The following is a 14875-nucleotide window of genomic DNA, read 5'->3' as shown; positions in this document are numbered from 1 at the left end:
CCAATGGACTTCCGCAATATCTCGGCATGGTCGATCCGCAACCCGATCGTCCCGCTGCTTGCCTTCTTCGGACTGATGCTGGCCGGCATCATGGCGTTCAACCAGATGGACGTGCAGGACCAGCCGGATATCGAATTCCCGGTGGTGATCGTCAATATCTCGCAGCCCGGCGCAGCGCCGAGCGAGATCGAGAACCAGATCACCCAGCGGGTCGAAGCGGCGGTCCAGACGCTGGACGGGATCGAGAATATCCGTTCCACCGCATCTGAAGGCAGCTCCACCACCCAGGTTGAATTCGCCCTGGGGACAGACATCGCCGAGGCGGTCAACGAGGTGAAGGCGGCGGTGGACCAGATCCGCGGCGAACTGCCCGATGGCATCCTCGAACCGCGCGTGTCCAAGCAGCAGACCAGCTCCTCGCCCATTGTCTATTTCGGCGTCACCGCCGATGACATGACGCTGGAGCAGCTGAGCTGGTTCATCGACGATACCATCACCAAGGCCCTGCTCACCGTTCCGGGCCTGGCCGAAGTGAGCCGCAACGGCGGCGTCGATCGCGAAATCCTGGTGATCCTCGATCCGGCGCGTATGCAGTCGCTCGGCGTCTCGGCGGCGGCGGTCAATTCGACCCTGCGACAGACCAATCTTAATGCCGCCGGCGGCCAGGCCGAAATCGCCGGTTCGCGCCAGTCGGTCCGCGTCCTCGGCAATGCCGATACCGCCTACCAGTTGTCCCAGACGCTGATCGCGCTGGGCGGCGGGCGCACGGTCAAGCTGTCCGACATTGCCGAAGTGCGCGATGCCTATGGCGAGATCAGGTCGCTCGCCAAGATCGACGGGCGCCAGGTGGTGACCTTCTCGATCACCCGCGCCCGCGGCGAAAGCGACGTTTCGGTCTATGACGATTCGATCGAGGTCCTGCAGCAACTCGAGGAAGCCAATCCGGGCATCCGCTTCACCCGCCTGTTCACCGAAGTGGACTATACCCGCGCCCAGTACGAAAGTTCGATGGCGGCCATGGTCGAAGGGGCGATCCTCGCCGTGATCGTGGTTTTCCTGTTCCTGCGCGACTGGCGCGCCACCATCATTGCCGCCTTGGCGATCCCGCTGTCGGCCGTGCCGACGTTCTATTTCATGGATCTGATGGGTTTTACGCTCAACACCATGTCACTGCTTGCCCTGGGGCTGGTCGCAGGTGTGCTGGTGGACGATGCGATCGTGGAGATCGAGAACATCGTGCGCCACATGCGCATGGGCAAGAGCGCTTATCAGGCGAGCATCGACGCCGCCGACGAGATCGGACTGGCGGTGGTGGCCACGACCTTCTCGATCGTGGCGGTGTTCCTGCCGGTGGCGCTGATGCCGGGCGTGTCGGGCCAGTTCTTCAAGAACTTCGGCTTTACCGTGGTCATCTCGGTGCTGATGAGCCTGGCCGTGGCGCGTACGATCACGCCAATGGTGGCGGCCTATTTCCTTAAGTCCAAGGGCGAGGCATCGCACGGCGAGGGCCGTATGATGGACCGCTACATGCGGCTACTCAACTGGTCACTGGATGACAGCGGCTTTCGCAAAATGCGGGCGCGCATCGGCAAGATCGGGTCGAGCCCGTGGTTCCACCTGGCGGCAGTCGTGACCGGCCTGGTTGTTCTGATTGTTGCCCGTTGGTTGATGAGCAGTGGCGAAGCGGACGGCGGCGGGCAGGAAGGCGGCATGTCCGGCTGGCTGATCGCTGCCATCGTGCTCGCGGCCTATGTGGTTGGCGGGTTCGTCAACTTCCTGATTGGCCTGATTGCCGGTTTCTTCATGGGTTATGACAGCACCCGTTTCACTGCCCGGGCCCGCTACCTCGGCGCACGATTCCTCGATCACCGGGTGTGGATGATGGGCGTGGGGATCGGCGCGCTCGGCCTGACCGCTTTTGTCGCGTCCAGCATCCCGTCACAGTTCTTCCCCAATTCCGACAGTGACTTCGCGATGGTACGCATCAACCTGGTGCCGGGTACCACGCTGGAGCAGACCGACGAAGTGGTCAGCCGCGTGGCTGCCCGCATGAGCGAGGAACAGGAAGTCGCGCTGGCGCTGGGCATTGCCAACGAAGGCAGCGGCATGGTCCGTCTGGTATTCAAGCCCGATCGCGAACGCACCAGCCTGGAATTCACCCGCGAGCTTGGTCCCGTGCTGGCCGATGTGCCCGATGCCCGGGTCAATTTCCAGGACCAGGGCCCCGGCGGCGGTGGCACGGGCCGGGCGATCTCGATCATGCTGTCCGGCTCCAATCCCGTTGCCCTGGAAGAGGCTGCAAATACCCTTGCCGAACAGATGCAGGGTGTCGCAGGCGCCGTCGGTCCGCGGGTCGAAGTCGATCTGCAGCGGCCCGAACTCATCATCACCCCGCGCGAGGATCTCGCCGCCAGCCTTGGCGTGACGACTCAGGCGCTGAGCCAGGCGATCCGCATCGCCACGCTGGGCGATATTGACCAGAACGCGGCCAAGTTCTCGCTGTCGGACCGGCAGATCCCGATCCGTGTCCGGCTGGCCGAGACCGACCGGCGCAACCTGTCGGTCATCCGCAACCTGCCGGTGCCGACCTCCACCGGCGGCTCCGTACCGCTGGAGCGTGTCGCGGGGATCAGCCTGGGCATGGGGCCGACCACGATCGAACGCTACAACCAGAACCGCCGCGTTTTCGTGAGTGCGGACCTTGCTCCCGATGCCGCGCGCGGCACGGTGATGTCGGCCATCCAGAACCTGCCGATCATGCGTAACCTGCCAACCGGTGTTTCCAATACGCCCGTGGGCGAGGACGAGTGGCAGGGCCAGTTGATGGACAGTTTCGTGGTTGCCCTGTCCACGGCCGTCCTGCTGGTATTCTCGGTGCTGGTGCTGCTTTACCGCCGCCTGGTTTCGCCGCTGGTCAACATGGGTTCGCTGTTCCTGGCACCGCTGGGCGGCTTGCTGCTGCTGTGGGCAATTGGCCAGCCCCTGTCCCTGCCGGTGTTTATCGGCGTGCTGATGCTGTTCGGCATTGTCGCCAAGAACTCGATCCTGCTGATCGACTTCGCGCTGGAGGAAATGGACAACGGAGCCACGCGCCGCGACGCCATCGTCGAGGCCGGCCACAAGCGCGCCCAGCCGATCGTGATGACCACGATGGCGATGACTGCGGGCATGGTGCCGACTGCGCTGTCCGGCTATTTCGGCACGGATGGCGGCTGGCGCGCACCGATGGGCACGGTGGTGATCGGTGGCCTGATCCTGTCCACCATGCTCACCCTGCTGATCGTCCCCGCTGGCTTCAGCCTGGCGGATGGCCTCGAAAAGCGGCTTGGCCCGTGGCTGCGCGATAAATTACTGACTTACAAGCCGGGTGACGGAGATACGCTCGAACCCCGGGCTGCTCCCGCCGAGTAGCGGGCAGGCGTTTGGCGAAACCCGGCTCCTCCCGGCCCCCGATGTCAGCCAGCCGGGCCGACATGCTGCCCGATCGCGCCCGCCGCATGCGCACTGCGGCCACGCTGCTGCTAGTGGCGATGGCCCTGCTGTTCATCCTCGCCCATACCCAGCGCGAGGTCCATCCGGTCTGGGGCTATGTCCGGGCCTTTGCCGAAGCGGGGATGATCGGCGGCCTGGCCGACTGGTTCGCCGTGACCGCGCTGTTCCGTCACCCGCTCGGCATTCCGATCCCGCACACCGCGATCATCCCGCAGAACAAGGATCGCATCGCCGAGACCATGGCGGGCTTCCTGCGACGCAATTTCCTCACCCCCCACGTGGTCGCCCGGCGGCTGCGCGATATGAACCTGGCGCGCGCCGCGGGGGATTTCCTCGCCACCAGGCGGGAAGGCGAGATGAGCCGCATCCGCAGCGGGATCGTCCAGCTGTTCGTGGATCTATTGGAATCGCTCGACCCCGAACGGCTGGGCAGCCAGGTGAAGGCAGGCCTGGCGCGGCAGGTGGACAAGCTGGAAGTCTCGCCCCTGCTTGGCAAGATGCTCGATACGGCCATTGCCGATCGCAAACACCTGCCGCTGATGGACGGGATGATCCGCTGGGCGGGCCTGACGCTGGAAGACAACGAGGACATGGTGCGCGAGATGATCCGCCAGCGCGCCAATGCCGTGCTGCGCTGGACCGGGCTGGACGAGAAGCTGTCCACTTCCGTGCTTGACGGGCTTTACCGCCTGCTGGCCGAAATCCTCGTCAACCCGGACCACCCCCTGCGCGGCAAGGTGGAGGAGGGGCTGGCGAAGTTCGCATCAGACCTGCAATCGGATCCGGCCCTGCGCGCCAAGGTAGAGCGCGCCAAGGCCGATCTCATCGCCAACCCGGCGCTGGGCGAATGGTGGATTGGCGTGTGGGAGCGGATGCGGCGCGGACTTATCGAACTGGCGCGCAACCCCGACAAGGCGATGGAAGGCCAGCTCGGCAGCGCGCTGCGCGAACTGGGCGAAAAGCTGCAGAGCGATCCGGTGCTGCAATTGCAGGTCAACCGGCTGGCGCGACGCACGGCCGTGGGCATTGCCCAGCGCCATGGCGAACAGATCGTGCGGCTGGTGTCCGAAACGGTCAAGCGGTGGGATCCGCAGACCATCACTGACAGGATCGAGAACGCAGTTGGCCGCGATCTCCAGTTCATCCGCATCAACGGAACGCTGGTGGGCGGGCTGGCCGGAATTACCATCCACGCCCTGATCCAGCTGTTCTAGGTGCAACCTACCTCCCGAAGGGCCGGCTGAGTCCGGCCATGTAATCAACCATCCAGTAGCTTGCCATCGGCTCGCCCGCCGCGTCGAGCGCCGGGAGGAAATTGCCGTTCTGCATGATGCCGTTGCAGATCTGGTCGTTCTTGCGCGCGTCGAGTGAGACCCAGTGGGCGTGACAGGCGGTCGGCTTGCCATCGGCACCCACCATTACCCGAAATGGATTGCGCGCGCCGGCAAAGGCCGCAAAGTCCTGGAAGCCGACCACTCCGGTGGGGACCCATTCGAAAGCAGGGCCGGCAGGAGCAACGCGCCGCGTCATCGTCTGGTGTTTCTCCCAGTCGAGGCCCCACGAGAGCAGGAGATCGTCGGTGCAAACCTGCATCGCTTGCATCGCGTCGCGCAACGATCCGGTTTCCAGACGTACCGGCGAAGTCAGCCCTGAATTGATCTCGATGGCTGTGATCGCCTCCGCATGATCCAACTCGGCAGCGCGATCATAGAGCGCGGCGGAGCCTTCTGCGGTGGGCGGCGATGGATTGCCAAGCCGCACATTCCCCAGGTTGAAGTATCGCTGCCCGTCATCCATCTCGGCGTGGATGTAGCGCGCCGAACGCTGCTCACCCGATGGTAGCAAACGATATCCCAGCTCCTCGGCTGTACGGAAGGTTGTCATGGCATTGCTGACCAGAACTAATCGCACTACCGGATCGGCTCGATTGCGTTCCAAAGCCAGGGCCACCTGATCGGTGCCGTTGGTGAAGGCGCGCGCGATGCGGCATTCCTCTTCCGCCGCGTCTAGTTGCCACTGGCCCGTGCGAGTGAACACGCGGGTCCCGTCTTGTGCCGTGGCCTGCGGTGTGGTGACGGCAAACATGCTGGCGCATGCCAGCATGCCTAAAGCCAAGCGCTTGGTGTGCTTCCTCATAGACATCCCTCCGGCGTGCGAAGCTAATTCGCACCATGCCGGGGTCAAGCACAGAATGATTGCAAATTGTAACAGGCAGGCCGGGCGAGGCCCGGCGGCAAGCTCAGAACGGAGCGCGAGCGCGGTAAAACCGGAAGCGCTTTTCCACTTCGGGCATGATCTGCTTGCCCAGCCGCAGCCGCACTTCGTCGGCCCCGGCCCCGGTGATGCAGACCAGGTGCGTGCCGCCCGATGGCAGGGGCTCGATCACGCTGACGGGGATCTTGTGCTTGGTGCACCAGGTGCGGACATCGTCTTCGGCGAGGGTGAGGTCGATCGCGCGGCTCATACAAAAGCTCCCGTTGGTAAGCGGGAGCACGGGTGGTCTCTCAGCCGACGAGGCCTACTGCATGGAATGCGTCGATAGGTCCCTCTGGCCCGTCCGCCTGACTATTGCAAGGCGAACGGGCCCAAGTGAGGGAATGGCGAGCGAATCAGGCGGCCTGCTTGACCTCGGCCACAATCTTGCGGGCAGCATCGCCCAGGTCGTCCGCCGCCACGATCGGCAGGCCGGACTTGTTGAGGATGTCCTTGCCAAGGTCCACGTTGGTACCTTCCAGCCGGACCACCAGCGGCACCGAAAGGTCCACCTCGCGTGCGGCGGCCACGATGCCTTCGGCAATGGTGTCACACCGCATGATGCCGCCAAAGATGTTGACCAGGATACCCTTTACGGCGGGATCGCTGAGGATGATCTTGAAGGCCGCGGTCACCTTCTCCTTGTTGGCGCCGCCGCCCACATCGAGGAAGTTGGCCGGGAACGAGCCATTGAGCTTGATGATATCCATCGTCGCCATGGCCAGGCCCGCGCCGTTGACCATGCAGCCGATGTCGCCATCCAGCTTGATATAGGCCAGGTCATACTTGGAGGCTTCGACCTCCATCGGGTCTTCCTCGGTCTCGTCGCGCAGGGCTTCGACATCCTTGTGGCGGTAGAGCGCGTTGGAATCGAAGCTCATCTTGGTGTCGAGCACCAGGAGGTTGCCATCGACGGTTTCGACGAGCGGGTTGATTTCCAGCATGTCGCAATCGAGCGTGGTGAAGGCGGTGTAGAGCTGCTTTGCCAGCTTCTGCGCCTGCTTGTTGAGGTCGCCCGTCAGCTTCAGCGCAAAGGCCACGGCGCGGCCGTGGTGCGGCATGAATCCGGTGGCCGGATCGATGGTGATGGTGGTGATCAGCTCGGGCGTATCGTGCGCCACGGTCTCTATATCCATGCCGCCTTCGGTCGAAACGATCATGGCGACTCGCCCGGTGGCCCGATCGACCAGCATCGACAGGTAATATTCCGAGGCGATATCAACGCCATCGGTCACATAGAGGCGGTTGACCTGCTTGCCGGCATCGCCGGTCTGGATGGTGACCAGCGTGTTCCCCAGCATCTCGACCGCATTGGCCTCGACTTCCTCGACCGACTTGGCCAGCCGCACGCCGCCCTTGGCATCGGGGGCGAGTTCCTTGAACTTGCCCTTGCCGCGTCCGCCGGCATGGATCTGCGCCTTCACCACATAGAGCGGGCCGGGCAGGCTCTTGGCCGCCGCGACCGCTTCGTCCACGGTCAGCGCCGCAACGCCTGCCGGAATGCCGATGCCGAACTTCGCCAGCAGTTCCTTGCCCTGGTATTCGTGGATATTCATGCGCGGGAGGCCTTTTTTCGGATGAGAATGCTGCAACTGCTAAAGCACCATCGCGCGGCGCTTGCAATGCGTTCGAGCCCATACCAATTCTGCCAGCGATGATAGACCGTTTTCGCCTGAGGGACATTTGCGTGGAGGCGGGAGCCATCGCCATCGGCCAGTGGCCCGGCGCGGGCCATGCGGTCGAAAGCTGGGACAAGGGCGGCGACAGCCCGGTCTGCGCCGCCGATATCGAGGTGGATGGCTTCCTGAAGCAGGAGCTGGGCAAATTGCTGCCCTCGGCCGGGTGGCTATCCGAGGAAACCGCCGACGACCCGTCCCGTTTGGAGCGCGACCTCATCTGGGTGGTCGATCCGATCGACGGGACGCGCGATTTCCTGCGCGGACGGACAGGTTGGGCGGTCTCGGTCGCGCTGGTGAGCGCGGGGCGGCCATTGCTCGGACTGCTGGTGGCTCCGGCGCGTGGCGAGGTCTGGGCCGCCACGGCGGGCACGGGGGCGCGGCTCAACGGGGTGGATATCGGCGCGAGCAAGCGCCGCGACTTCCCCGGGTCGCGCGTTCCGGCCGATTCGCTGATGCGCGAGGATGCGGACCTGGTGCTGGTCGACAAGCCCAATTCCATCGCGCTCAGGATCGCCATGGTGGCCGATGACCGGGCGGACCTGCTGGCAACGCTGCGCTGGGGCTTCGAATGGGATGTCGCCGCCGCCACCCTGATCGCGCGCGAGGCAGGGGCCCGGGTATCGGACGCCTTCGGCCAGGCACTGGCCTACAACAAGCGCGACCCGCGCGCCTTCGGCCTGCTGGTAAGCGCTCCCGCCATTCACGGCGCGGCGGTGGAGCGGCTGGCCGGACGAGCGGAGAAATATTCGGTAGAAATCCCCGCGCTCAAATGAAAAGGGCGACCAGCGGGCCGCCCTTTCCAATTCCAGCTTCCATTCGCTTGGGCTGCAGGCCCCAAAGGGCAAAGCCCGCCCGCAGGTGCCCCGAAGGGAACAGCACCGAGGACGCTGGCCCGGATGGGCCAGCGAAACTCAATATGCTGCGCGAACGTCGGCTTCGGTCACCGGCGTGATGCGGATCTCCACGCGGCGGTTGACCGAGCGGCCAGCTGCCGTGGTGTTGTCCGCCACCGGATACTCTTCGCCATAGCCGATGGTCTCGATCCGCGCGCGGCTGACTCCGCGTGACACCAGGTAGTTGGCAACCGATTCGGCACGGCGGCGCGACAGGTCGAGGTTGTAGGTCGCGCTGCCAGTCGAATCGGTGTGGCCCATTACGTCGACCAGCGAATTGGGATAGGTGATCATGGACTGCGCCACGTTGTCGAGCACGGCACGCATGGCCGGGCTGACCGTGGCCGAATCGACCGCGAAGGTCACATCGGGTAGGTTGACCAGGATGCCGCTGCCATCGGGCGTCTCGGTCACGTCCACGCCGGTTCCGGCGGTGACTTCGTCGAGCTCGCGGATCTGTTCGTCCATCCGGTAGCCGACATAGCCGCCAGCGGCCGCGCCGATACCGGCGCCGATGATGCGGGTGGTCTTTCCGCCGCCAATCACGCTGCCCAGCAGATAGCCAAGGCCGGCACCGCCCACACCGCCAATGGCGGTGCGCGATACGGTGCGTTCACCGGTGTTGGGATCGGTGACGCAGCCGACCAGTGCGACCATTGAAAGTGCTGCGACACTCGAAACGAGAAAACGGGATTTTGTCATGGACTGCTCCTCTTGTTATCCGGCTTGGCTAGGTCCGGTCACATTAACATGTGATGGCCTGAAATCGTGTGAGGGAGAAACGGCCGGTCGTCTGCATGGTTCCACTCGGCCTCTCCCCCTGCCTTAGGCCGGAACCATAAGTCTTAGACTTGGCCGCCAAATCTGCTAGCCACAAGTCTCCCATGACAGCCTTTCCCTGGCATTACTTCGCCGCCCTTGTCGGGCTCATCCTGCTCAACGGCGTATTCGCCATGTCGGAACTGGCGATTGTCTCGGCCCGGCCGGCGCAGTTGCGGGTCAAGGCCCAAGGCGGCAGCAAGAGCGCGGCCATCGCCCTCAAGCTCGCCTCAGAGCCCGGCAAGTTCCTCTCCACCGTGCAGATCGGCATTACCCTGATCGGGGTGATTTCGGGCGCCGTCTCGGGCGCCACGCTGGGCGGGCCGGTGGGCGAGCGGCTGGCATGGCTGGGTTTCCCGGCAGACCTGGCGGACAATGCGGGCTTTGCGCTGGTGATTGTGCTCACCACCTTCCTCAGCCTGGTGGTGGGCGAACTGGTGCCCAAGCAACTGGCCTTGCGCGCCGCCGTGCCGATCGCCCAGGTCATGGCATTACCGATGGCGTTGCTGGCCCGCGTGACCGCGCCGTTCGTCTGGCTGCTGGACACTTCGTCGGCCCTGATCCTGCGCCTGCTGGGCGTGCGCAACAAGGGCGAGCACGGGCTGACCGGCGAGGAATTGCAGATGATCCTGGCCGATGCCACCCGCAGCGGCGTGATCGAGGAGCAGGAGCGGGCGATCCTGTCGGGCATCATGAAGCTGGCCGACCGGCCGGTGCGTGAACTAATGACGCCAAGGACCGAACTCGACTGGATCGATGCGACCGGCGGCGAGGAGGAGATCCTCTCGATGGTGGCCGAAAGCCCCCATTCGCTGCTGCCTGTAGGCGATGGCTCGCCAGACCGGGTGCTGGGCGTGGTCAAGGTGCGCGAGATCCTGGCCCTGCAGGTGGCGGGCCAGCCAATCGTGCTGGGCGATCTTCTCTACAAGGCGGAAGTGGTGCCCGACCAGCTCGATGCGATGGACGCGCTGCGCGTGCTACAGCATTCCGATACCCGCATGGCCATGGTGCACGATGAATACGGCCACCTCGACGGCGTGGTGACCACGGCCGATCTCCTGTCGGCAATGGCCGGAACCTTCGCCAGCCACCAGGATGACGATGACGAGCCGATGGTGGTTGAGCGCGAGGACGGATCGCTGCTGGTGTCGGGCACCATGCCTGCCGAAATGCTGGCAAACAGGCTGGGCCTCGACCTGCCCGAACACCGCGAATTCGCCACGGCGGCAGGTTTTGTGCTGTTCCAGCTGAAAAAGCTGCCGGTGGTGGGCGAATACTTCGAGGAGCAGGGCTGGCGGATCGAAGTGGTCGATATGGACGGGCGACGGATAGACAAATTGTTGGTTGTGCGGATTTAGGTTCCTCCCTGTCGCGTAGCGATGGGGAGGTGGCAGCGCGCAGCGCTGACGGAGGGGTAAGTCCGGCGTTGCGCCAGCCCCCTCCACCACCCTTCGGGCGGGAATCTTGATTCGCCTCAAGCGCCGGCGGGTCCATCCGGCCCCTTGGCTATCCTCGCTGCCGGTCGGCTTCGCCTCCCTTCGCTGCGGGCGGCCGTTCGGCCTTGCGAGCCTGCGGCCCGAACTAGCCTCTCAAAGATGCGTTGGATGTTCGCGCAGCGAACCAAAGGCCAAGCGGCCGCCCGCAGGTGCCCCGCAGGCGAAGCCGAAGGGATCAGCGCCGAGGACGAAGGCGCGGATGCGCCTTCGAAAGACTAGATAGCCCGCGCCGCCTGGCCGTCACCCTCGGGTGCGGCGATGATGGTGCGGGTGGTGACGCCCTTGTTCACCGTATAGGTGGACGGATCGCCCACGGTGGAGCGGATGGCTGCTTCGGGCGTGCCTGCACGGTCGAGCGCGCTGGTTTCCACCGCGCTGCGCGTGGCGGCGGGGAACAGGGCTTCCAGTGCCTGCTGCGCGGCAGTGCCTTCCGCCGGGCGCGGGGCGCCGGGGGCGGGCGGGGCGAGCGAGAAATCGGGCGGGATCACCAGCGGCGCCTGGCGCTGCACGGCGAATTCATCCGGCCGGTCACGCGCTGCGATCAGCCCGCCGCCGCAGGCCGACAGCATGGCGGAGGCGCCGAGTGCAAGGGTGATCCGGGTAACATTACGCATCTTGGTTCTCTCCGCGGGTGGTGTCCGCTGTGGGTTCGTCCTGCTCTGTGGCGTGTTTCTCGCCGATGAACAAGGCACGGTATAACAGAATCACCACGCCCACGGTGATCGCGGCATCGGCCAGGTTGAAGATCATGAAGGGGCGAACGCTGCCGATATGGAAGTCGGCATAGTCGATCACAAAGCCCAGGCTGTAGCGATCGACGATATTGCCCAGCGCCCCGCCCAGGATCAGGCTGAGCCCGGCAATGTCCCATTTCTGCGTCTCGCGCATGATCCACACGAACACGCCCGCCGCGATTCCCGCCGTCAGCAGCACAAGCCCCCAGCGCATTTCCATGGAGGTCGCCTGGAACATGCCGAGCGAGACGCCATAATTGTTGGTGCGGGTCAGGTCGAAGAACGGCAGCAGCGGATAGTGATCGCCGATCCGGCGCAGGCCCAGCACCTCGACCACATAGTTCTTCAACCACTGGTCGGCAGCGAAAATGACCAGCGCGGCGGTCAGGCCGATGAGGCGGGCACGGGTGAACAGGGCGGTCATGCGGCCGATCATGCCGGCGCGCCCGCTTCGGCATCGAGCCGGGTAACGACATCGTCGCACCGTTCGCACAAGGCACCGTCCTCGGTCACTTCCGGCAGGTGCCGCCAGCAGCGACCGCATTTGTGGTGGGTGGTGCGGGTGATCGCCGGAGCCTCGGTGGAAGGCACGAAGGTGACCGGACCGGAGATGAACAGTTCGGCGAGGAAGTCTTCGCTCAAGTCGCGATACTCGCGAAGCAGGCTTTCCATGTCCGAGATCGCGACCTCTGCTTCAAGGCTCGACCGGACAACCTTGTCGCGCCGCAACGGCTCAATCGCTTCGGAGACCTGGTCCCGCAAGCTCCTGATAGCGGACCAGCGCGCGGTGTCGCTCTCGGCAACCGGCACCACCGGCCACTCCAGCAAATGCACAGACTCGCCGTCGGGATAGCGGGTGCGCCACACTTCCTCGGCCGTGAACACCAGCACCGGGGCGGCATAGCGGATCAGCGCCTGGAACATGGTGTCGAGCGTGGTGCGATAGGCCCGTCGGCGCAGGTCTTCCGGATGGTCGCAGTAGAGCGCATCCTTGCGGATATCGAAGAAGAAGGCGCTCAAATCCTCGTTGCAGAAATCGACCAGAGCGCGGGTGTAGGTGTTGAAGTCGTAGGCCTCGACCGCCGCCTTCATCCGCGTGTCCAGATCACCCAGCAGCGCCAGCATATAGCGTTCCAGCTCGGGCATTTCCTCGACCGCAACCGCTTCGGCATCGGTGTAGCCATCCAGCGCGCCGAGCAGGTAGCGGAAGGTGTTGCGCAGCTTGCGGTACTGGTCGGCCACGCCTTTGAGGATTTCCGGCCCGATGCGGTGGTCGGCGGTGTAATCGACGCTGAGCGCCCACAGCCGGATGATGTCCGCGCCGTATTCCTCCATCACCGTCAACGGGCTGATGGTGTTGCCGAGGCTCTTGGACATCTTCATGCCCTTGGCGTCCATCGTGAAACCGTGGGTCAGCACCGCCTTGTAGGGCGCGCGGCCACGGGTGGCGCAGGATTCGAGCAGCGAGGACTGGAACCAGCCGCGATGCTGGTCGGAACCCTCCAGATAGAGGTCGGCAGGTGATTGCAGTTCCGGCCAGGTGCCGCTTTCCAGCACGAAGGCATGGGTGGAGCCTGAATCGAACCACACGTCGAGGATATCGACGATGCGTTCGTAGTCGTCCGGGTTGTAATCCGGGCCGAGCAGCGCGGGTGCGGCCTCGTCGGACCAGCCATCGACGCCCTTTTCGCGGATCGCAGCCACGATCCGCTGGTTGACCAGCGGATCGACCAGGTATTCGCCGGTCTTGCGGTCCACGAACAGCGTGATCGGCACGCCCCAGGCGCGCTGGCGGCTGAGCACCCAGTCGGGGCGTCCTTCCACCATGGAGCCGATGCGGTTACGGCCCTTGTCGGGATAGAACGCGGTGTCGCCGATGGCCTTCATCGCGGTTTCGCGCAAAGTCGCGGTGTGATCCGCCTGCACGCCCAGCGCAATGGCAGCACCGATCCCGCCAAGGTCAGCCACCGGATAGTCGAACGGCGCGACCGGCCTGTCCATCGGCACGAACCACTGCGGCGTGCAGCGGAAGATCACCTTGGCCTTGCTGCGCCAGCTGTGTGGATAAGAGTGTTGATAGTCTGTGGATGCGGCCAGCAGTGCGCCCGCCTCGCGCAAGTCCGAACAGATCGGCCCATCGGGGGCGTTGAACTTGGGATTGATGACCGATCCCTGGCCGCCCAGCCACAGCCAGTCCTCGCGATACTTGCCATCGCCCTGCACGGAGAACACCGGATTGATGCCGTGCGCCTTGCACAGGTCGAAATCGTCCTCGCCATGATCGGGCGCCATGTGGACGAGGCCGGTGCCGCTCTCGGTGGTGACGAAATCACCGGGGAGAAGCGGACGCGGCGCGGCAAAGAACCCGCCGAGGTGGTGCATCGGGTGACGGGCGATGGTGCCGGCGAGGTCGGCGCCTTTGATGAGGGCTTCTTTCTCGCTGCGGTAGAAATAGTCGCCCGGAATCTCCTTCGACGTGCGCGCGATAAAGCTATCAGCGAGCTCGCGCGCGACGAGATACATTGCTGCATCGCCGCCGCAATTGACGAGAACGTACTCAACATCAGGCCCATAAGCCAAAGCCTGGTTCACCGGGATCGTCCACGGCGTCGTCGTCCAGATCACCGCATAGGCGCCTTTGAGCGCTTCAATTGGCGATTCCACAATCTCGAACGCCACGTCGATCTGGGTCGAGGTGATGTCCTCGTATTCAACCTCGGCTTCGGCCAGCGCGGTCTTCTCAACGGGGGACCACATCACCGGCTTGGCGCCGCGATAGAGCTGGCCGGTTTCGGCAAACTTGAGCAGTTCGGCCACGATCAGCGCCTCGGCCTCGGGCGCCATGGTCAGGTAGGGGCGGGCCCAGTCGCCGGTGATGCCCAGACGCTGGAACTGCGCCTTCTGCACTTCCACCCAATGCGCGGCATAGGCGCGGCATTCGGCGCGGAATTCCTCCGCCGGAACCTCGTCCTTGTTGAGCTTCTTCTTGCGGTAGGCTTCTTCCACCTTCCACTCGATCGGCAGGCCGTGGCAATCCCAGCCGGGGATATAGGGCGCGTCCTTGCCCAGCAGGGTCTGGGTGCGGACGACCGCATCCTTCAGCACCTTGTTGAGCGCGTGGCCGATGTGGATGTCGCCATTGGCATAGGGCGGGCCATCGTGGAGCACGAATTTCTCGCGGCCCTCGCGGCTCTGGCGGAGGCGGGCATAGACCTGCTCGTCCTGCCAGCGCGCGAGAATCCCCGGCTCCTTGGCAGGAAGGCCGGCCTTCATGGGGAAATCGGTCTTCGGCAGGAAGACGGTGTCTCGATAATCGCGCGGTTCAGTCATGTCGCGCGGGCCTTAGCCGGATGGCGCGCGGGGCGCAATTTGTTCGCGTAGTGGCAAGGGGGAAGGGGGCCTCACATTAGGTCACTAAGACACCAAGAGAGGACGGCCACGGGCGAAGCCCTTCAAATTCGAATGGCGGGAATGGCGAACCGGGCCTGCGGCGCAGCGCGGCACCTTAG

Annotated in this window: 11 protein-coding genes; 4 read left to right on the top strand and 7 right to left on the bottom strand. The window is 64.6% G+C overall.

The features are described 5' to 3' along the window. Positions 1-3: 3 nt before the first annotated feature. Both M3P36_RS02345 and M3P36_RS02340 read left to right on the top strand, forming a co-directional pair. On the top strand, positions 4-3411 hold the full coding sequence (locus tag M3P36_RS02345; protein ID WP_249700008.1) for an efflux RND transporter permease subunit: 3408 nt from the start codon (positions 4-6) through the stop codon (positions 3409-3411). Between the two features lie 41 nt (positions 3412-3452). Then, positions 3453-4706, top strand: coding sequence for a DUF445 domain-containing protein (locus M3P36_RS02340; RefSeq protein WP_249700005.1), 1254 nt, complete (start codon positions 3453-3455; stop codon positions 4704-4706). 7 nt (positions 4707-4713) lie between these two features. On the opposite strand, the gene M3P36_RS02335 is transcribed toward M3P36_RS02340, so the two are convergent. The 3 genes from M3P36_RS02335 to sucC all read right to left on the bottom strand — a co-directional run bounded on the left by M3P36_RS02335 (position 4714) and on the right by sucC (position 7301). Next, positions 4714-5628 carry a hypothetical protein gene (locus tag M3P36_RS02335; protein WP_249700002.1) on the bottom strand — a complete coding sequence of 305 codons (915 nt, stop codon included), beginning with the start codon at positions 5626-5628 and terminating at the stop codon, positions 4714-4716. A gap of 103 nt (positions 5629-5731) precedes the next feature. Next, positions 5732-5956 carry a hypothetical protein gene (locus tag M3P36_RS02330; RefSeq protein WP_249699999.1) on the bottom strand — a complete coding sequence of 75 codons (225 nt, stop codon included), beginning with the start codon at positions 5954-5956 and terminating at the stop codon, positions 5732-5734. 145 nt (positions 5957-6101) lie between these two features. Then, positions 6102-7301 carry an ADP-forming succinate--CoA ligase subunit beta gene (sucC, locus tag M3P36_RS02325; protein ID WP_249699996.1) on the bottom strand — a complete coding sequence of 400 codons (1200 nt, stop codon included), beginning with the start codon at positions 7299-7301 and terminating at the stop codon, positions 6102-6104. A gap of 98 nt (positions 7302-7399) precedes the next feature. Between sucC and M3P36_RS02320 the strand changes: the two genes are divergently transcribed. Continuing rightward, a complete protein-coding gene (locus M3P36_RS02320; protein WP_249699986.1) occupies positions 7400-8197 on the top strand; it encodes a 3'(2'),5'-bisphosphate nucleotidase CysQ in 798 nt (265 codons plus the stop codon). A 138-nt stretch (positions 8198-8335) separates the two neighbouring features. On the opposite strand, the gene M3P36_RS02315 is transcribed toward M3P36_RS02320, so the two are convergent. Next, the gene (locus M3P36_RS02315; protein ID WP_249699984.1) at positions 8336-9019 is read right to left on the bottom strand and encodes a YiaD family glycine zipper/OmpA-like lipoprotein; all 684 of its coding nucleotides are present in this window, start codon (positions 9017-9019) and stop codon (positions 8336-8338) included. 182 nt (positions 9020-9201) lie between these two features. On the opposite strand from M3P36_RS02315, the gene M3P36_RS02310 reads away from it, so the two are divergent. Next, the gene (locus M3P36_RS02310) at positions 9202-10494 is read left to right on the top strand and encodes a hemolysin family protein (RefSeq protein ID WP_249699983.1); all 1293 of its coding nucleotides are present in this window, start codon (positions 9202-9204) and stop codon (positions 10492-10494) included. Positions 10495-10847: 353 nt separating this feature from the next. Here M3P36_RS02310 and M3P36_RS02305 read toward each other — a convergent pair whose 3' ends face one another. From M3P36_RS02305 to ileS, 3 genes are read right to left on the bottom strand one after another with little or no spacing between them, the layout of a single operon-like run. Then, entirely contained in the window at positions 10848-11246 is a 399-nt protein-coding gene (locus M3P36_RS02305; RefSeq protein WP_249699981.1) for a DUF3035 domain-containing protein, read from the bottom strand. Then, a complete protein-coding gene (gene lspA / locus M3P36_RS02300; protein WP_249699978.1) occupies positions 11239-11802 on the bottom strand; it encodes a signal peptidase II in 564 nt (187 codons plus the stop codon). Before lspA ends, M3P36_RS02305 begins: the two co-directional genes overlap by 8 nt. After that, positions 11799-14696, bottom strand: a complete 2898-nt coding sequence (gene ileS / locus M3P36_RS02295) for an isoleucine--tRNA ligase (protein ID WP_249699969.1) — start codon at positions 14694-14696, stop codon at positions 11799-11801. The genes lspA and ileS overlap by 4 nt, the downstream gene beginning before the upstream one ends. Positions 14697-14875: the final 179 nt, after the last annotated feature.

Origin of the sequence: Altererythrobacter sp. KTW20L (assembly GCF_023501975.1) — a bacterium.
GTDB lineage: Bacteria > Pseudomonadota > Alphaproteobacteria > Sphingomonadales > Sphingomonadaceae > Alteraurantiacibacter.
The sequence above is the reverse complement of the archived record's forward strand: the minus strand, read 5'-3'. Positions and strand labels throughout refer to the sequence as shown.